The following is a 15,726-nucleotide window of genomic DNA, read 5'->3' on the forward strand; positions in this document are numbered from 1 at the left end:
TGCCGGCGTAGTTGCTGCAGTAACTGAGTAAAAAAAGTAGTTGCGTTATGCCCGGTGAAGCTTTATAAGCTCCGCCGGGCTGACGTGTTTTTCGAATACGTTTTTATTAGTTAACCGGAAATAGCGATCGCATCCGGCGATTAGGCGTTTCTAGGAACTGGAGGTTTTTGGTTATGGATAACCAGAATATTCGAATTCGTTTGAAGGCTTTCGATCACCGTGTGTTGGATTCTTCCACACAGGAAATCGTAAATACTGCAAAACGTACAGGTGCGGAAGTACGCGGACCAATCCCGCTTCCTACCAAAATTGAGAAGTTCACAGTTCTTCGTGGTCCACACGTGAACAAAAAGAGCCGTGAGCAATTTGAGATGCGTACACACAAACGTGTGTTAGACATCGTTGATCCAACACCGCAAACAGTTGACGCGCTTATGAAGCTCGACCTTGCTGCTGGTGTTGACGTAGAAATCAAACTGTAAGGAGTACTCATTATGCGTAGTGGTGTACTTGCACAGAAAGTGGGCATGACCCGCGTTTGGACAGATGAGGGTGTGAACCTTCCTGTTACAGTTTTGAAATTGGACAACTGTCAAGTCGTAGCGACTCGCTCTAGCGAATTGCACGGCTATGATGCTGTTCAATTAGGTGCTGGAACTCGTAAAGTGAAACATACAACTCAAGCTATGCGCGGTCATTTCGCGAAAGCTCAGGTTGAACCAAAAAAGAAATTGGTTGAGTTTCGTGTTGCAGCAGAGAACTTGCTTAATGTTGGTGATGAGATTGTTGCGGATCATTTCGTAGCTGGTCAATTCGTTGACGTGGCGGGCACATCCGTTGGTAAAGGTTTTGCCGGTGCGATGAAGCGTCACAACTTTGGTGGTTTGCGTGCGTCTCACGGCGTATCCGTATCTCACCGTTCACATGGCTCCACAGGTCAATGCCAGGACCCAGGTCGTGTGTTTAAAGGTAAAAAAATGGCGGGTCACATGGGTGCTCGTCGCGTGACTGTTCAAAACTTGGAAATCGTATCTACGGATGCTGAGCGTGGCTTGGTGTTGGTTAAAGGTGCGGTACCGGGTCACAAGAACGGTTGGGTACTGGTTAAAGATGCTGTTAAGAAGTCTGCGCCTGAAGGTGCTCCAATGCCAGCTGGCCTGCGTGCTGCTGCTGCTGCGGAAGCTGCCCCAGCTGCTGAAGCTTCTGACGGTAACGAATAAGAGGGCCTGTAACAATGAAAGCGAAGGTTATTACGCTTGAAAACAAGGCCGCTGGCGATATTGAACTCGCTGAAGGTGTATTTGGTGTGGAAGTTCGTAAGGACATCCTAGCGCGTATGGTTAACTATCAGTTGGCTAAACGTCGTGCCGGTACACATGCGGTCAAAAACCGGAGCGATGTGAACGCCACAGGAGCGAAAATGTTCAACCAGAAGGGCACAGGTCGTGCTCGTCACAGTACTGCGAAAGTTTCTCAGTTCCGTGGTGGTGGTCGTGCATTCGGTCCAGTGGTACGCGATCATAGTCACAAGTTGCCCAAGAAAGTTCGTCAATTGGCATTGAAAACTGCTTTGTCTTCCAAAGTAGCTGATGGCAAATTGATCGTTCTTGACGACGCTGTAGCGAAAAGTCCTAAAACATCCGAAATGAAAGCTGCTCTAGCTAAAATCGGTGTTGAAAATGCTCTTTTCGTAACTGGTGCAGACGTCGATGGCAACTTCGCACTTGCTGCGCGCAACGTTCCACATATTGATGTCCTGTCTTTGGCAGGCGCAAATGTATATGACATCCTACGCCGTGACACTTTGGTGTTAACTAAATCGGCTGTAGAAGGTTTGGAGGCACGTTTGTCATGAGTTGGAAATTCTTGAACAAGAAGCCTCTTTCCGAAGAGCGCAAGTATCAAGTTATCTTGGCACCTGTGATCACAGAGAAAGCTACAATGGGTTCTGAGAACAACCAGGTAACTTTCAAAGTTGCAACAGATGCAACTAAACCTGAGATCAAAGCAGCTGTTGAGAGCTTGTTTGATGTTAAAGTGAAGTCTGTAAATACCTTGAATCAACAAGGTAAAGTTAAACGTTTCCGCGGCCATATCGGTCAACGTAACGGCTTCAAAAAAGCGGTAGTTACCCTGGAAGCAGGTCAAACTATCGACGCGACAGCAGGAGTGTAAGTCATGGCGTTGAAGCAATTTAAGCCTAACACTCCGGGTACCCGTAACCTTGTATTGGTAGACAAGTCTGACCTATACAAAGGCGGTCCGGTTAAAGCTTTGACTGAAGGTCTTACCAAAAAAGGTGGACGTAACAATACGGGCCGCATTACTGCGCGTCGTATTGGTGGTGGTCACAAGCGCAAATATCGCATCATCGACTTCAAACGCAACAAATTCGACGTTGCTGCTACAGTTGAACGTATTGAATACGATCCAAACCGTACAGCTTTCATCGCTTTGTTGAAATATGAAGATGGTGAACTAGCTTATATCTTGGCTCCACAACGCTTGAAAGCTGGTGATTCTGTAATCGCTGGTAACAAAGTTGACGTTAAGCCAGGTAACGCGATGCCATTGTCCAATATGCCAATCGGTACCATTATCCACAACGTGGAAATGAAACCAGGTAAGGGCGGTCAGATCGCGCGTTCCGCAGGAACATATGCACAATTGGTTGGTCGTGACCAAGGTTATGCTCAGTTGAAATTGATGTCTGGTGAACTACGTGTTGTACGTGGCGAATGTATTGCTACCGTAGGTGCAGTATCTAACCCAGATCAACAAAATATCAAGCTGGGTAAAGCTGGTCGCGTTCGCTGGTTAGGCAAACGTTCTGAAGTACGCGGTGTTGCAATGAACCCTGTTGATCACCCACATGGTGGTGGTGAGGGTCGTACATCCGGTGGTCGTCATCCTGTGACACCATGGGGTAAACCGACCAAAGGTAAACGCACACGCTCCAACAAGGCGACTGATAAATATATCATCCGTCGTCGTCACGCTAAGAAGTAAGGGGTACGATCATGGCTCGTTCTGTTTGGAAGGGTCCGTTTGTTGATCATTACCTTCTGAAGAAGGCTGAAACAACTCGCGAATCTGGACGTAAAGAGATCATTAAAACATGGTCCCGTCGTTCTACGATTTTGCCACAGTTTGTTGGCCTAACTTTCGGAGTTCACAACGGACGCAAATTTGTGCCAGTTCTCGTAACTGAGCATATGATTGGTCATAAATTTGGCGAATTCGCGCCGACCCGTACATATTACGGTCACGCTGCGGATAAGAAAGCGAAGAGGAAATAATCATGGGTAAAGCTGCTCGTGAAAGAGTGTTAGCTGACAACGAAGCGCAAGCAGTTGTTCGCAACATTCGTGTTAGCCCTCAGAAGCTAAACTTAGTTGCTGCATCTATTCGCGGCAAAAATGTTGAAAAAGCGCTTGCTGATTTGACTTTCTCTAAACGTCGCATCGCTGGTGACGTGAAGAAAGCATTGCAATCCGCGATTGCCAACGCTGAGAACAACCACCAACTAGATGTTGATGCGTTGTATGTGAAAGAAGCTTACGTAGGTAAGGCTATGGTTATGAAGCGTTTCCGCGCTCGTGCTCGTGGTCGTGTTGGTAAGATTCAGAAGCCGTTCTCTAACTTGACAATTGTTCTGCGCGAACGTGAGGAGACTGAATAATGGGTCAAAAAGTTAATCCTATCGGTCTACGCGTCGGTATTAACCGTACATGGGACTCTCGTTGGTATGCAGATCGCAATTATGCAGATCTTTTGCATAAAGATTTGGAACTTCGTAACTATCTGGAAGGCCGCCTGAAACAAGCTGGTATCTCCAAAATCGTTATCGAACGCCCTGCGGGCAAAGCTCGCGTTACCATTTACACAGCTCGTCCGGGCGTGATTATTGGTAAAAAAGGTGCCGATATCGAAAAGCTACGCAAAGAGTTGCAAGCTAAAACAGGTACAGAGGTTGCTCTAAACATTGTTGAAATTCGTAAACCAGAACTAGACGCACGTCTTGTTGCTGAAAACGTAGCACAACAATTGGAGCGCCGTGTAGCATTCCGTCGTGCAATGAAACGTGGCGTACAATCCGCAATGCGGATGGGTGCGGGCGGTGTTCGTATCAACTGTGCTGGCCGTTTGGGTGGCGCTGAGATCGCACGTACAGAGTGGTACCGTGAAGGCCGTGTGCCGTTGCACACACTTCGCGCTGAGATCGATTACGCTCACGCAGAAGCTCTAACAACTTATGGTATCCTTGGTATCAAAGTTTGGATCTTCAAAGGTGAAGTTTTGGAACATGATCCTATGGCCCAAGACAAGCGTTACAACCAGGAGAAGGCGGGCCGCTAAGGCCCCCGGTCCAGATAACGAGAGGCAACTAAAATGTTAAGCCCGAAGAGAACAAAATTCCGTAAAGCGCATAAAGGCCGTATCCACGGTAATGCGAAAGGCGGATCTTCGTTGAATTTCGGCGGTTTTGGCTTGAAAGCTCTGGAGCCTGGTCGTATTACGGCTCGCCAGATCGAAGCTGCCCGTCGTGCAATGACACGTCACATTAAGCGTCAAGGTAACGTGTGGATTCGCATCTTCCCAGATGTACCAGTATCATCCAAACCGGCTGAGGTGCGTATGGGTAAAGGTAAAGGTTCCACAGACTATTGGGCTTGTAGAGTTAAGCCAGGCCGCATCATGTTCGAAATGGACGGTGTTGAGGGTGAAACAGCCCGCCGTGCTTTTGAATTGGCTGCTGCGAAGCTTCCTATCAAGTGCAAAATCGTAACCCGTATCGGAGGTTAATGAGATGAAAGCTACAGAACTTCGTCAAAAATCAGACGATGAATTGAAGTCTCAACTCATCGATCTACGTAAAGAACAATTCAACCTACGTTTCCAGGTGGCCGGTGGTCAGATGGAAAACACGGCTCGTGTTCGTCAAGTTCGTCGTGATATCGCACGTATCAAGACATTACTTGGTGAACGCAAGGCGTCTTAAGAGGGAGATTAAAATATGCCTAAGCGTATTCTTCAGGGTACTGTGGTCTCCGACGCCTGCGACAAATCTGTCGTTGTGTTGGTTGAGCGCCGCGTAAAGCACCCGGTGTTTAAGAAAATCGTTCGTAAGTCTTCTAAATTTATGGCTCACGACGAAAACAACGCCTCCAAAAAAGGCGACGTAGTGCGCATTCAAGAGTGCCGTCCAATTTCCAAGCGTAAAACCTGGGAAGTTATCGGCGACTCCGCTGAAGCGTAAGTTTGTAACGGATTAAGATAAGGATATTTAATCATGATCCAAATGCAATCTAACCTCGACGTTGCTGACAACTCTGGTGCTCGCCGTGTGCAATGCATCAAAGTTTTGGGTGGCTCAAAGCGTCGTACTGCGTCCGTGGGTGATATTATTGTAGTTTCCGTTAAGGAAGCTATTCCACGCGGTCGTGTTAAAAAGGGTGATGTTCACCGTGCTGTAATCGTTCGTACAGCTAAAGAAATCCGTCGTCCGGATGGCTCCACAATCAAATTCGACAGCAATGCTGCAGTTTTGATTAACAAAAATGGTGAGCCAATCGGTACACGTATCTTTGGCCCTGTGGTTCGTGAACTACGCGCTAAGAACTTCATGAAAATCATTTCTTTGGCACCGGAGGTTATCTGATGGCTGCTAAGATTAAAAAAGGCGATACAGTTGTAATCACAGCTGGTCGCGACAAGGGCAAGCAAGGCGAAGTTTTGCAAGTTCTTCCATCTGACAACCGCGTTGTTGTTGCTGGTGTGAACATGGTAAAACGCCACACTCGTCCTTCTCAAACAAATGCTGGCGGCATTGTTGACAAAGAGGCAGCGATTGCTGTAAGTAATGTCGCTCTTATCGATCCGAAAGACGGAAAAGCTACTCGTGTTGGCTTTAAAACTCTTGAGGACGGCAAAAAAGTTCGCTTCGCTAAGAAATCTGGCGAAGTGATCGACTCTTAATTTTGTATTAACAACCAAGGGATACGGCTACTATGTCCACGACAGAGAAGTACGTCCCGCGGCTCAAATCTGCGTATGACGAGAAAATTCGTCAGGCAATGATTGAGAAATTCGGTTATAAAAACCCGATGGAAGTGCCGCGGCTCGACAAAATCGTGATTAATATGGGTGTCGGCGGCGCGGTTAACGACCGTAAAAAACTCGCCGGTGCTATTGAGGAAATGACTCTGATTTCTGGTCAGAAACCAATTTCCACTAAAGCGAAAAAATCCATCGCGACATTTAAACTGCGCGATGGAATGGCGATTGGGTGCAAAGTAACCCTCCGCAAGGAACGTATGTATGAATTTTTAGACCGTTTGGTAAATATTGCTATGCCACGTATTCGCGATTTCCGCGGCGTGTCTGGCAAGAGCTTTGACGGTCGTGGTAACTATGCAATGGGCTTGAAGGAACAGATCGTGTTCCCGGAAATCGATTATGATAAAATCGATGAAGTTCGTGGCATGGATATCGTAATCTGTACAACTGCGAATTCGAATGACGAAGCTAAAGAGCTTCTCACTCAGTTCGACGTACCGTTTGTGAAGTAAGGAAGGGCTAGACTAATGGCTAGAAAAAGTAATATTGCGCGTAATAAAAAACGCGAAAAACTTGCTTCCAAATACGCAAACAAACGTGCTGCGTTGAAAGCAATCATCAAGAACAAAGAACTTCCGGCGGAAGATCGTATCAAAGCTGTATTTGCTTTGGACAAACTTCCAAAGAACTCTACACCGATCCGTATTCACAACCGTTGTGAAATCACTGGTCGTCCGCATGGTTACTACCGTAAGTTCAAAATCTCTCGTATCGCTTTGCGTGAACTAGCATCTGCTGGTCAATTGCCTGGCGTAACGAAGTCAAGCTGGTAAGGAGGAATTGTCATGTCTATGAGTGATCCTCTAGGTGATATGTTGACCCGTATTCGCAACGGTCAACGTGCACAAAAATCAGCTGTAGCAGTTCCAGCTTCTACTTTGCGTGCATCTGTACTCGAAGTTTTGAAGCGTGAAGGTTATATTCGCGGCTACAGTGAAGCAGAAGTTAAAAAAGGTATTAAAGAGTTTACCGTTGAGTTGAAATACCACGATGGTGAACCTGTAATCAAAGAATTGTCTCGTGTGTCCAAGCCTGGTCGCCGTGTATATTCCAAGATTAAAGACCTTGGTCGCTTCTACAACGGTTTGGGTATCTCCGTTATTTCTACTCCAAAAGGTGTTTTGTCTGATAACGAAGCACGTGAGCAGAATGTTGGCGGTGAGATCCTATGCCGTGTATTCTAAGGAGATAGACTATGTCACGTGTAGGTAAATATCCTGTTGCCGTGCCCGCTGGTGTAGATGTCTCTTTAGTAGACGGTGTCTTCACTGCAAAGGGTAAAAACGGCGAGTTGACAGTAGACGTTTTAGATAACGTAACTGTTGAGATCGTTGAGAACGAAGTTAAAGTTACTCCGAACAACATGCAAAAGCGTTCTCGCCAAGCATGGGGTACGACTCGGGCTCTTATTAACAATGCTGTCATCGGTTCATCCGAAGGTTTCGTTAAGAAATTGGATGTAAACGGTGTTGGTTATCGTGCGTCTGTTCAAGGTTCTACTTTGAAGATGGCGTTGGGTTTCTCCCACGAAGTTAATTTTGACATTCCATCTGACATCAAAATTGATGTTGAAGGTGAGCGTGGTAAAATTATCTTGGCGATTTCCGGTGCGTCTAAACAACGTGTTGGCCAAGTTGCTGCAGAAATTCGTAAATGGCGTAAACCTGAGCCTTATAAAGGTAAAGGTATTAAATATGTCGACGAAGTTATTCTGCGCAAAGAAGGCAAGAAGAAGTAAGGGCTGAAAACGATGATGACTTCAAGAGAACTCTTCAAGCGTCGTGCTCAGCGCACACGTTTTCAACTGAAGAAAAAAGCTGGTGGCAAAGTACGTTTGTCCGTACACCGTTCTGCCAATCACGTTTATGCTCAGTTGATCGACGATAAAGCTGGTACAACACTTGCTGCCGCAAGCACCTTGGATAAAGATGTTAGCGGTTCCGTAAAAGCTACAGGCAACGCAGATGCTGCGGCGGTTGTAGGTAAATTGATCGCTGAACGCGCAAAAGCAGCTGGTGTTGACACCGTTGTTTTTGATCGTGGCGGATTCCAATATCATGGTCGTGTGAAAGCGTTAGGCGATGCCGCGCGCGAAGCCGGCCTGAACTTCTAAGGGGACTGAACGATGGCTCGTGAACAAAAGAACGATCGCCCTCAACGTGAAGAATCCGATCTAGTTGAAAAGCTAGTAGCGATTAATCGCGTTGCGAAGGTGGTTAAAGGTGGTCGCCGTTTCGGTTTTGCTGCTTTAGTAGTTGTCGGTGATGGCCGTGGTCGTGTTGGCTTCGGTTCCGGTAAAGCTAAAGAAGTACCTGAAGCAATCCGCAAAGCGACTGAAGCTGCTCGTAAAAACATGATCCGTGTACCACTTCGTGAAGGTCGTACATTACATCATGACGTATACGGTCGCTTCGGTGCTGGTAAAGTAAGCATGCGTGCAGCTCCGGCTGGTACAGGTATCATCGCGGGTGGTCCAACTCGTGCGGTATTTGAAGCACTGGGTATGCAAGATATCGTTGCTAAGTCTATTGGTTCTTCCAATCCTTACAACATGATCCGTGCTGCTTTCGCTGGTCTGAAAAACAGTTCCTCTCCTCGTATGGTTGCGGCGCGCCGCGGTCGTAAGGTGAGTGATCTGGTTGGTCGTCGCGACGACGTCTAACAAGCTGATCAAGGAGAGCTAAAATGGCTAAAACAATTAAAGTGACACAGACTGCAAGTCCAATTCGTCGTGAGGCAAGCCAACGTGCTACTCTCGTAGGTCTCGGTCTGAACAAAATGAACCGTACTCGTGAATTAGAAGATACTCCTTCTATCCGCGGTATGATTCGTAAAGTACGTCACATGGTACGCGTGGAAGAGGTTGAGTAATCAACCTCTCTCATCCGACTGTGTTAGTAAACTGTAAGGATTAGACCAATGAAACTGAACCAACTGTCTGATAACGCTGGCGCGCATAAAGAGCGCACACGCGTTGGTCGCGGTATCGGCTCCGGTAAAGGTAAAACCGGTGGTCGCGGTGTTAAAGGTCAGAAGTCCCGTTCTGGTGTAAGCATTAAAGGTTTTGAAGGTGGGCAGATGCCATTGTATCGCCGTCTTCCAAAACGTGGCTTCACAAACGCGATCTTCACAAAGAACTTTGTTGCCGTAAATATTGGCCGTGTTCAAGAAGCAATCGATGCGAAACGCATCGATGCATCTAAACCGGTTGATGCAGCTGCAATCGTAGCTGCTGGTATCGTGAAAAAGTCTCGCGACGGCATTAGCTTGCTGGGTAAAGGTGAATTGACTGCTAAAGTTGAATTCAACGTTGCTCGCGCTTCTGCATCTGCAACAGCAGCTGTAGAAAAAGCTGGTGGCTCAATCGTATTGCCTGTAGCCAAACCTAAAAAGGAAGGCAAAAAGGCAGCACGTAAAGCTGAAGCTGCTGCGAAACGCGCCGCGAAGTAATTTGCGTTAAGGTAAGACTTTCGGGTTTTACCTTAGAAAAAATTTGAAATTAGCCCCGATGCTTTGCGCTCGGGGCTTTTTTCATAATAAGACTTCGACTCGGTAATTCTCAAATGAATCACTCATAATTGAAGGACAGGCTTGAAAATGAGCCATTTTTACTTGTGACAACGGGATTCATCGGGTATTCATTTATAAAATTTTTTGGGGTCTGGGATGTCATATGCTGACAACCCACGATTTAATCCGTTTAAAGACAGGAAATTAACATGGCATCTGCTGCTGAACAGCTTGCTTCGAATTTCAGTTTCGGAAGCTTAGGTAAAGCGAGCGAACTTAAAAACCGAATCTGGTTCACACTTGGTGCGTTGATCGTATATCGCTTGGGGACTTATATCCCATTACCAGGTATTGATCCGGTTGCACTTGAAGATATCTTTAGCCAGAATGCTGGCGGTATTTTGGGTATGTTTGATATGTTTTCCGGTGGTGCATTGTCGCGTATGACAATCTTCGCTCTGAACATTATGCCTTACATCTCTGCTTCTATTATCATGCAATTGATGACCACTGTGTCTCCACAGATGGCTCAGATGAAAAAAGACGGTGAAGCTGGTCGTAAGAAAATCAATCAATATACACGTATTGGTACCGTTATTCTTGCTGCGGTTCAAGGATATGGTATTGCCGTTGGCCTTGAATCCATGTCCACTTCTGCTGGCGCCAGTGCAGTAATGGATCCGGGCATGTTCTTCCGTGTTGTAACAGTGGTTACATTGGTTGGCGGTACGTTATTCCTAATGTGGTTGGGTGAGCAGATTACGCAACGTGGTGTTGGTAATGGTATTTCCTTGATTATCTTTGCGGGTATCGTTGCAAACTTACCTTCTGCCTTGGTTGGAACTTTAGAGTTAGGCCGTACAGGCGCATTGTCTACAATCTTCATCTTGTTCTTGTTGGTAATGTCTGTTGCTGTGATCGCATTCATCGTATTCATGGAGCGTTCCCAACGCCGTATTTTGATCCAATATCCAAAACGTCAAAAGGGCAATAAAGTATTTGGTGGCGAGTCTTCCCATCTACCTTTGAAGATTAATACCGCTGGTGTGATTCCACCAATCTTTGCTAGTTCTCTTTTGTTGATGCCTTTAACACTTGCAGGCTTCAGTGGTGGTCAAGGCCCGGAATGGCTTCAGACGGCTTCTGCTATGTTAGGACGTGGTCAGCCATTATTCTTGGCTCTCTATATTTCTTTGATTGTTTTCTTCTGTTTCTTCTATACTGCGGTTGTGTTTAACCCAGAAGATACAGCTGAAAATTTGAAACGTCATGGCGGTTTCGTACCGGGGATTCGTCCAGGTAAGAATACATCCGAATATTTAGATTGGGTATTGACCCGACTAACCGTTGTCGGTGCTGCTTATTTGACGTTGGTATGTGTGTTACCTGAAATTCTTATTTCTCAATATGCTGTGCCATTCTACTTTGGTGGTACAAGTTTGTTGATCGTCGTAACGGTGACAATGGATACTGTTAGTCAGATTCAAAGTCATCTTTTAGCTCATCAATATGAAGGGCTAGTGAAAAAGTCCAAATTACGGGGGCGTCGTAAATAAAATGAAAATAATTCTATTGGGCCCTCCGGGGGCAGGGAAAGGCACACAGGCCAAACGTCTGGAAGAAAATCGTAAGATGGTTCAATTATCTACTGGTGATATGCTCCGCGCAGCGGTAGCAGCAGGTACTGATGTAGGTAAGAAAGCCAAAGAGATCATGGATGCAGGTCAGTTGGTAGATGATGAGACAATGATCGGAATTATTTCCGATCGTCTTGACGAGCCAGATTTGGAAAATGGTTTCATTCTTGACGGTTTCCCACGTACAGAAGCACAAGCAATCGCTTTAGATACATTGCTAGATGTGAAAGATATGAAACTTGATGCAGTTATTGAAATGCGTGTAGACGATGAGGCGTTAACAGAACGTATCGTTGGCCGCTATACATGTGGTAGCTGTGGTCAGGGATATCATGATACATTCCAAAAACCCGAAGTTGACGGCACATGTGATAAATGTGGTAGTCAGGAATTCAGTCGTCGTGCCGATGATAATGCAGAGACAGTGAAATCTCGCCTAGAAGCTTATCACGCTCAGACAGCACCTATCTTGCCTTATTATAAAGATAAGGAGATGTTGAAAGGTGTCGATGGTATGGCTGATATCGATGAAGTGACAGCACAGATCGAAAAGATTTTATCTGCGTAAGTTTAGCTTACGCAGATATCTTAAATAGTCTCAACAAAAAAGCTATTGCGGGGGCGTTGACAATAGGGAGGAATTCCCTATAATCCGCGCGCCCGTCAGACCACGAGCCTCACCTCTCTTCTCGTCTGACACAAGGAAGTCGGCCTATCTAACCGGGTCTTTGTTACAATAGGGCTATTTAAAATGTTTGATGTCATAGATCCAAGACTTGGACTGTGGCTTAGTTTTATTTTTTATTAGGAGAAGCTATCGTGGCTCGTATTGCAGGTGTCAACCTCCCAACAGGAAAACGGGTGTTGATCGCATTAACATATATCCACGGCATTGGTCCAAAATTCTCACAAGAAATCTGTGACAAAGTTGGTATCACTGCTGAACGTCGTGTAAACGAATTGTCTGATGATGAAGTTATTCGTATTCGTGAAGCGATTGACGCTGATTACACAGTTGAAGGTGACCTTCGCCGTGAAACAGCAATGAATATTAAACGTTACATGGACTTGGGTTGCCTTCGCGGCCTACGTCATCGTAAAGGTCTTCCAGTACGCGGTCAGCGTACTTCTACAAACGCTCGCACCCGTAAAGGCCCTGCGAAAGCGATTGCTGGCAAGAAGAAATAAGGAAGGTAGATTACAATGGCTAAAGCTCCTGTACGTAAACGTCGCGAACGTAAGAATATTTCTTCCGGTATCGTGCATGTAAATTCTACCTTCAACAACACCATGATCACAATCACAGACGTTCAAGGGAATGCTATCTCTTGGTCTTCTGCTGGTATGATGGGTTTCAAAGGTAGCCGTAAGTCTACACCATATGCTGCACAGATTGCTGCTGAAGACGCTGGTCGTAAAGCGCAAGAGCATGGTGTTAAGACACTTGAAGTAAACGTTAAAGGTCCTGGTTCTGGCCGTGAGTCTGCATTGCGTGCATTGCAAGCTCTTGGTCTGGTTATCACAGCTATCCGTGATGTAACACCAGTTCCACACAACGGTTGTCGTCCTCCAAAACGTCGTCGCGTATAATATTTATATTTTACGTAGACTTACGTTTTAACGACTGCTAGTTGTTCTTAGACATACTGCCGCCTGAATAGATCAAATGATCCAATTTAGGCGGTGGGTCTGAACCAGAAAGATCGATGAATAAGGGCGGGAGCCTGATCTTTCAAACAGGGGTAAACCCCAAGCCGGATGAGGTTCCGAATGGATGGGAACCAAACCGGCCTTTATTGTTTGGGTGTGATTGATGTTTCAAGCGTCTTTTGCAGTCTGGAACGGATTAAGACTTGAATTTGATTATGACCAACTGAGGTATGAATTCATGACTGAAATTGCTGCTGTTACGCAGAAAAACTGGCAAGCTTTGATTAAGCCTGCAAACCTGAATGTATCTTCTTCTCGTGACGATACACGTTTGGCAACTGTTGTTGCTGATCCACTAGAGCGCGGCTTCGGCCTGACATTGGGTAACGCATTACGTCGTATCCTTTTGTCCTCTTTGCAAGGTGCTGCTGTTACAGCGATCCAAATCGATGGCGTATTGCATGAGTTCTCCTCCATCCCAGGTGTTCGTGAAGACGTAACCGACATTGTGTTGAACGTGAAAGCATTGGCTTTGCGTATGCATGGTGAAGGTCCAAAGAAAATGCGTTTGGCTGCAGAAGGCCCATGTGAAGTAACAGCTGGTATGATCGAAACAGGTCATGACATCGAAGTTATGAACCCAGATCACGTTTTGTGTACATTGGATAAAGGCGCAAGCTTAAATATCGAATTCACAGTTGATCTTGGTAAAGGTTACCGTCCAGCGGCTCAAAACCGTCCGGATGATGCACCAATCGGCTTGATCCCAGTTGACTCCATTTTCTCACCAGTACGTAAAGTGTCGTACAAAGTAGACAACACACGTGTTGGTCAGGTGACAGACTATGATAAATTGTCCCTAACAATCGAGACAAACGGATCCATTAGCCCTGAAGATGCGTTGGCATTGGCTGCACGTATCATGCAAGATCAATTGCAAGTCTTCATCAACTTCGAAGAACCAGAAGTGAAAGAAGATGACAATGCTGCTTCCGAACTTCCATTCAACCGCAACTTGCTTCGCAAAGTGGACGAATTGGAATTGTCTGTACGTTCTGCAAACTGCTTGAAAAACGATAACATCGTTTACATCGGCGATTTGGTTCTTAAAACAGAATCCGAAATGCTACGTACACCGAACTTCGGTCGTAAATCTTTGAATGAAATTAAGGAAGTTCTAACCGGTATGGGCTTGTCCCTAGGTATGGACATTCCTGAATGGCCACCTGAGAATATCGAAGACTTGGCTAAGAAATTGGAAGAGCCATTCTAAGCAATTTTGCTTGAAGGGTTCCTTCAACCACCGCCCCGGCAGTAGTCAATATAGGCAATACTGCTTTGAAGACGACCGGGGTATTTAACTTGGGATGTGTCTCACAGTATGAAAGCGCATCTTTAAAGAAAGAGTATGAAAGGAAAAGACAATGCGTCACGGCATGAAAGGTCGTAAACTTAACCGTACAGCTTCCCACCGCAAAGCTTTGTTCATGAACATGGCTAATGCGTTGATCAAGCATGAGCAAATCAAAACAACTTTGCCAAAAGCTAAAGAGCTAAAACGTGTTATGGACAAAATCATCACAATCGGCAAAAAAGGTGGCTTGCACCGTCGTCGTCAGGCGTTTGCTCAATTGCGTGATGATGCGATGGTGGCAAAATTGTTTGACGTTCTGGCAGAACGCTATGCTGACCGTCCGGGTGGTTACACTCGCGTATTGAAAGCTGGCTTCCGTCATGGTGATGCTGCTCCAATGGCAATCATTGAGTTGGTAGACCGCGACGAAGATGCAAAAGGCCAAGATTCTGGTCCTGTTGTTGAAATGGCAGATGAAGGCGAAGAGGCATAAGAACTTTTTAGTTCTTAGACTTAACCGTCTAACAGTTTCAAAGAATAGCCCGGTTGCGATAGCATCGGGCTATTTTTTTTGTGTCTACCTACCAGAATAATATCTATAGTCTGAAGTCGCAGTTATTACCTTCAAGGTTGATTGGGCTAAAATGCATACTGATCGAATTATAAAGAATAAAAAACTTCCTTTTCTTGAGTTACGTTATTCCATCAATAATAAAAAAACATTTAAGACACATATGCATCAGGCTTTGAGCATTGGTGCATTGGAAGAGGGGGATGTGTCTTATCAAGTTGCTGATCACCTTGAGGTATTGAGAGTTGGTGGCCTAGCTCTTATTAATCCTGAAACTCCACATTCTTGTAATGCTATGTCCCCCTCCGGTCGAAGTTTTTTTATGCTTTACTTGAATAAGACTTGGTGTGAGGGGCTTCAAAAAGCTATTTGGTCTTTAGATAACTTTGTACCTTTTAAGCAGATTAATCTTTCTGATGAGACACAATATTCATCGTTTATAAAACTAATGCATGACTTAATGAACGCTGTTAGGGACGAAGAAAGTTTGGAACAACGCATTATCGAACTTATTGCAGAGATTTTTGAAGAGGCTTGCGATTTAAAGCAAGAGCTGAAGGTTGATAATACGCTGTTAGCTCAAATCAGAGAGAGTTTAGAACGTGATCTCGAAGATCAGTTTAGTATCGAAGCGTTGGCGAAGGAATTTGAAATAAATAAGTTTACCCTTATCCGGAAGTTTAAGAAAACATATCATCTGACACCGCATGAATATCGATTGAATTGCCGAATAAATTTTGCGCGAGAGTTATTGCAATACGGAACTTCTATAGCTGAAGTCGCAATTGCGTGTGGTTTTTATGATCAAAGCCATTTTCATCGTCATTTTAAAGCGATGACAACGCTGACCCCAAATGAATATCAGGTCAATTTTATACAATAAA

The 15,726-nt window shown here is 45.4% G+C and carries 28 protein-coding genes; all 28 read left to right on the top strand.

The features are described from left to right. Positions 1 to 173: 173 nt before the first annotated feature. The 28 genes from rpsJ to E1160_RS12805 all read left to right on the top strand — a co-directional run bounded on the left by rpsJ (position 174) and on the right by E1160_RS12805 (position 15,725). Entirely contained in the window at positions 174 to 482 is a 309-nt protein-coding gene (gene rpsJ / locus E1160_RS12670) for a 30S ribosomal protein S10 (RefSeq protein ID WP_155155727.1), read from the top strand. Between the two features lie 12 nt (positions 483 to 494). Continuing rightward, positions 495 to 1,220, top strand: coding sequence for a 50S ribosomal protein L3 (gene rplC, locus E1160_RS12675; RefSeq protein ID WP_155155729.1), 726 nt, complete (start codon positions 495 to 497; stop codon positions 1,218 to 1,220). A gap of 14 nt (positions 1,221 to 1,234) precedes the next feature. Continuing rightward, positions 1,235 to 1,855 (top strand): 50S ribosomal protein L4, encoded by a 621-nt coding sequence (rplD, locus tag E1160_RS12680; RefSeq protein ID WP_155155731.1) that lies wholly within the window; start codon positions 1,235 to 1,237, stop codon positions 1,853 to 1,855. Then, a complete protein-coding gene (locus E1160_RS12685) occupies positions 1,852 to 2,175 on the top strand; it encodes a 50S ribosomal protein L23 (RefSeq protein ID WP_155155733.1) in 324 nt (107 codons plus the stop codon). Before rplD ends, E1160_RS12685 begins: the two co-directional genes overlap by 4 nt. Before the next feature lie 3 nt (positions 2,176 to 2,178). Beyond that, complete coding sequence (gene rplB / locus E1160_RS12690) at positions 2,179 to 3,009, top strand: 50S ribosomal protein L2 (RefSeq protein WP_155155734.1); 831 nt, start codon at positions 2,179 to 2,181, stop codon at positions 3,007 to 3,009. Positions 3,010 to 3,020: 11 nt separating this feature from the next. Continuing rightward, complete coding sequence (gene rpsS / locus E1160_RS12695; RefSeq protein WP_155155736.1) at positions 3,021 to 3,299, top strand: 30S ribosomal protein S19; 279 nt, start codon at positions 3,021 to 3,023, stop codon at positions 3,297 to 3,299. Positions 3,300 to 3,301: 2 nt separating this feature from the next. After that, on the top strand, positions 3,302 to 3,682 hold the full coding sequence (gene rplV, locus E1160_RS12700) for a 50S ribosomal protein L22 (protein WP_155155738.1): 381 nt from the start codon (positions 3,302 to 3,304) through the stop codon (positions 3,680 to 3,682). Next, the gene (gene rpsC / locus E1160_RS12705) at positions 3,682 to 4,359 is read left to right on the top strand and encodes a 30S ribosomal protein S3 (protein ID WP_155155740.1); all 678 of its coding nucleotides are present in this window, start codon (positions 3,682 to 3,684) and stop codon (positions 4,357 to 4,359) included. Before rplV ends, rpsC begins: the two co-directional genes overlap by 1 nt. Before the next feature lie 33 nt (positions 4,360 to 4,392). Next, positions 4,393 to 4,806, top strand: coding sequence for a 50S ribosomal protein L16 (gene rplP, locus E1160_RS12710; RefSeq protein ID WP_155155742.1), 414 nt, complete (start codon positions 4,393 to 4,395; stop codon positions 4,804 to 4,806). A 4-nt stretch (positions 4,807 to 4,810) separates the two neighbouring features. Then, positions 4,811 to 5,002 carry a 50S ribosomal protein L29 gene (rpmC, locus tag E1160_RS12715; protein WP_155155744.1) on the top strand — a complete coding sequence of 64 codons (192 nt, stop codon included), beginning with the start codon at positions 4,811 to 4,813 and terminating at the stop codon, positions 5,000 to 5,002. A 15-nt stretch (positions 5,003 to 5,017) separates the two neighbouring features. After that, complete coding sequence (rpsQ, locus tag E1160_RS12720) at positions 5,018 to 5,260, top strand: 30S ribosomal protein S17 (protein WP_155155745.1); 243 nt, start codon at positions 5,018 to 5,020, stop codon at positions 5,258 to 5,260. Between the two features lie 33 nt (positions 5,261 to 5,293). Continuing rightward, positions 5,294 to 5,662, top strand: coding sequence for a 50S ribosomal protein L14 (rplN, locus tag E1160_RS12725; RefSeq protein ID WP_155155747.1), 369 nt, complete (start codon positions 5,294 to 5,296; stop codon positions 5,660 to 5,662). Beyond that, a complete protein-coding gene (rplX, locus tag E1160_RS12730; RefSeq protein WP_218048886.1) occupies positions 5,659 to 5,979 on the top strand; it encodes a 50S ribosomal protein L24 in 321 nt (106 codons plus the stop codon). Before rplN ends, rplX begins: the two co-directional genes overlap by 4 nt. 32 nt (positions 5,980 to 6,011) lie before the next feature. Continuing rightward, complete coding sequence (gene rplE, locus E1160_RS12735) at positions 6,012 to 6,572, top strand: 50S ribosomal protein L5 (protein WP_155155751.1); 561 nt, start codon at positions 6,012 to 6,014, stop codon at positions 6,570 to 6,572. A 15-nt stretch (positions 6,573 to 6,587) separates the two neighbouring features. After that, positions 6,588 to 6,893, top strand: a complete 306-nt coding sequence (gene rpsN / locus E1160_RS12740) for a 30S ribosomal protein S14 (protein WP_155155753.1) — start codon at positions 6,588 to 6,590, stop codon at positions 6,891 to 6,893. Between the two features lie 12 nt (positions 6,894 to 6,905). After that, positions 6,906 to 7,304 carry a 30S ribosomal protein S8 gene (gene rpsH / locus E1160_RS12745; RefSeq protein ID WP_155155755.1) on the top strand — a complete coding sequence of 133 codons (399 nt, stop codon included), beginning with the start codon at positions 6,906 to 6,908 and terminating at the stop codon, positions 7,302 to 7,304. Positions 7,305 to 7,315: 11 nt separating this feature from the next. After that, complete coding sequence (gene rplF, locus E1160_RS12750) at positions 7,316 to 7,858, top strand: 50S ribosomal protein L6 (protein WP_155155757.1); 543 nt, start codon at positions 7,316 to 7,318, stop codon at positions 7,856 to 7,858. Between the two features lie 12 nt (positions 7,859 to 7,870). Next, positions 7,871 to 8,233 (top strand): 50S ribosomal protein L18, encoded by a 363-nt coding sequence (gene rplR, locus E1160_RS12755; RefSeq protein ID WP_155155759.1) that lies wholly within the window; start codon positions 7,871 to 7,873, stop codon positions 8,231 to 8,233. Positions 8,234 to 8,245: 12 nt separating this feature from the next. Beyond that, a complete protein-coding gene (rpsE, locus tag E1160_RS12760) occupies positions 8,246 to 8,782 on the top strand; it encodes a 30S ribosomal protein S5 (RefSeq protein WP_155155761.1) in 537 nt (178 codons plus the stop codon). A 23-nt stretch (positions 8,783 to 8,805) separates the two neighbouring features. Beyond that, positions 8,806 to 8,991 (top strand): 50S ribosomal protein L30, encoded by a 186-nt coding sequence (gene rpmD / locus E1160_RS12765; protein WP_155155763.1) that lies wholly within the window; start codon positions 8,806 to 8,808, stop codon positions 8,989 to 8,991. Between the two features lie 48 nt (positions 8,992 to 9,039). Further along, complete coding sequence (rplO, locus tag E1160_RS12770) at positions 9,040 to 9,570, top strand: 50S ribosomal protein L15 (protein WP_155155765.1); 531 nt, start codon at positions 9,040 to 9,042, stop codon at positions 9,568 to 9,570. A 269-nt stretch (positions 9,571 to 9,839) separates the two neighbouring features. After that, complete coding sequence (gene secY, locus E1160_RS12775; protein ID WP_155155767.1) at positions 9,840 to 11,186, top strand: preprotein translocase subunit SecY; 1,347 nt, start codon at positions 9,840 to 9,842, stop codon at positions 11,184 to 11,186. 1 nt (position 11,187) lies between these two features. Next, positions 11,188 to 11,835, top strand: coding sequence for an adenylate kinase (locus tag E1160_RS12780; protein WP_155155769.1), 648 nt, complete (start codon positions 11,188 to 11,190; stop codon positions 11,833 to 11,835). Positions 11,836 to 12,086: 251 nt separating this feature from the next. Next, the gene (gene rpsM / locus E1160_RS12785; RefSeq protein WP_328597155.1) at positions 12,087 to 12,455 is read left to right on the top strand and encodes a 30S ribosomal protein S13; all 369 of its coding nucleotides are present in this window, start codon (positions 12,087 to 12,089) and stop codon (positions 12,453 to 12,455) included. A gap of 15 nt (positions 12,456 to 12,470) precedes the next feature. After that, positions 12,471 to 12,857 (top strand): 30S ribosomal protein S11, encoded by a 387-nt coding sequence (gene rpsK / locus E1160_RS12790; RefSeq protein WP_155155770.1) that lies wholly within the window; start codon positions 12,471 to 12,473, stop codon positions 12,855 to 12,857. 298 nt (positions 12,858 to 13,155) lie between these two features. Then, on the top strand, positions 13,156 to 14,190 hold the full coding sequence (locus E1160_RS12795; RefSeq protein ID WP_155155820.1) for a DNA-directed RNA polymerase subunit alpha: 1,035 nt from the start codon (positions 13,156 to 13,158) through the stop codon (positions 14,188 to 14,190). Positions 14,191 to 14,341: 151 nt separating this feature from the next. After that, entirely contained in the window at positions 14,342 to 14,764 is a 423-nt protein-coding gene (rplQ, locus tag E1160_RS12800; RefSeq protein WP_155155772.1) for a 50S ribosomal protein L17, read from the top strand. Positions 14,765 to 14,915: 151 nt separating this feature from the next. Then, positions 14,916 to 15,725 carry an AraC family transcriptional regulator gene (locus E1160_RS12805; RefSeq protein ID WP_155155774.1) on the top strand — a complete coding sequence of 270 codons (810 nt, stop codon included), beginning with the start codon at positions 14,916 to 14,918 and terminating at the stop codon, positions 15,723 to 15,725. Position 15,726 lies beyond the last annotated feature (1 nt).

The organism is Curvivirga aplysinae (assembly GCF_009711445.1).
Lineage (GTDB): Bacteria > Pseudomonadota > Alphaproteobacteria > UBA8366 > Aestuariispiraceae > Curvivirga > Curvivirga aplysinae.

Bases quoted from the DNA above. Each gene is read 5' to 3' on its own strand.
- rplR (WP_155155759.1), top strand. From the start codon at position 7,871: ATGATGACTTCAAGAGAACTCTTCAAGCGTCGTGCTCAGCGCACACGT.
- rpsC (WP_155155740.1), top strand. From the start codon at position 3,682: ATGGGTCAAAAAGTTAATCCTATCGGTCTACGCGTCGGTATTAACCGT.
- rpsS (WP_155155736.1), top strand. From the start codon at position 3,021: ATGGCTCGTTCTGTTTGGAAGGGTCCGTTTGTTGATCATTACCTTCTG.
- rplQ (WP_155155772.1), top strand. From the start codon at position 14,342: ATGCGTCACGGCATGAAAGGTCGTAAACTTAACCGTACAGCTTCCCAC.
- rpsE (WP_155155761.1), top strand. From the start codon at position 8,246: ATGGCTCGTGAACAAAAGAACGATCGCCCTCAACGTGAAGAATCCGAT.
- rplF (WP_155155757.1), top strand. From the start codon at position 7,316: ATGTCACGTGTAGGTAAATATCCTGTTGCCGTGCCCGCTGGTGTAGAT.
- rplC (WP_155155729.1), top strand. From the start codon at position 495: ATGCGTAGTGGTGTACTTGCACAGAAAGTGGGCATGACCCGCGTTTGG.
- rpmC (WP_155155744.1), top strand. From the start codon at position 4,811: ATGAAAGCTACAGAACTTCGTCAAAAATCAGACGATGAATTGAAGTCT.
- rplV (WP_155155738.1), top strand. From the start codon at position 3,302: ATGGGTAAAGCTGCTCGTGAAAGAGTGTTAGCTGACAACGAAGCGCAA.
- E1160_RS12805 (WP_155155774.1), top strand. From the start codon at position 14,916: ATGCATACTGATCGAATTATAAAGAATAAAAAACTTCCTTTTCTTGAG.
- rpsH (WP_155155755.1), top strand. From the start codon at position 6,906: ATGTCTATGAGTGATCCTCTAGGTGATATGTTGACCCGTATTCGCAAC.
- rplP (WP_155155742.1), top strand. From the start codon at position 4,393: ATGTTAAGCCCGAAGAGAACAAAATTCCGTAAAGCGCATAAAGGCCGT.
- secY (WP_155155767.1), top strand. From the start codon at position 9,840: ATGGCATCTGCTGCTGAACAGCTTGCTTCGAATTTCAGTTTCGGAAGC.
- E1160_RS12780 (WP_155155769.1), top strand. From the start codon at position 11,188: ATGAAAATAATTCTATTGGGCCCTCCGGGGGCAGGGAAAGGCACACAG.
- rpmD (WP_155155763.1), top strand. From the start codon at position 8,806: ATGGCTAAAACAATTAAAGTGACACAGACTGCAAGTCCAATTCGTCGT.
- rplB (WP_155155734.1), top strand. From the start codon at position 2,179: ATGGCGTTGAAGCAATTTAAGCCTAACACTCCGGGTACCCGTAACCTT.
- rplD (WP_155155731.1), top strand. From the start codon at position 1,235: ATGAAAGCGAAGGTTATTACGCTTGAAAACAAGGCCGCTGGCGATATT.
- rplE (WP_155155751.1), top strand. From the start codon at position 6,012: ATGTCCACGACAGAGAAGTACGTCCCGCGGCTCAAATCTGCGTATGAC.
- rpsJ (WP_155155727.1), top strand. From the start codon at position 174: ATGGATAACCAGAATATTCGAATTCGTTTGAAGGCTTTCGATCACCGT.
- E1160_RS12795 (WP_155155820.1), top strand. From the start codon at position 13,156: ATGACTGAAATTGCTGCTGTTACGCAGAAAAACTGGCAAGCTTTGATT.
- rpsN (WP_155155753.1), top strand. From the start codon at position 6,588: ATGGCTAGAAAAAGTAATATTGCGCGTAATAAAAAACGCGAAAAACTT.
- rpsQ (WP_155155745.1), top strand. From the start codon at position 5,018: ATGCCTAAGCGTATTCTTCAGGGTACTGTGGTCTCCGACGCCTGCGAC.
- E1160_RS12685 (WP_155155733.1), top strand. From the start codon at position 1,852: ATGAGTTGGAAATTCTTGAACAAGAAGCCTCTTTCCGAAGAGCGCAAG.
- rplO (WP_155155765.1), top strand. From the start codon at position 9,040: ATGAAACTGAACCAACTGTCTGATAACGCTGGCGCGCATAAAGAGCGC.
- rpsK (WP_155155770.1), top strand. From the start codon at position 12,471: ATGGCTAAAGCTCCTGTACGTAAACGTCGCGAACGTAAGAATATTTCT.
- rplN (WP_155155747.1), top strand. From the start codon at position 5,294: ATGATCCAAATGCAATCTAACCTCGACGTTGCTGACAACTCTGGTGCT.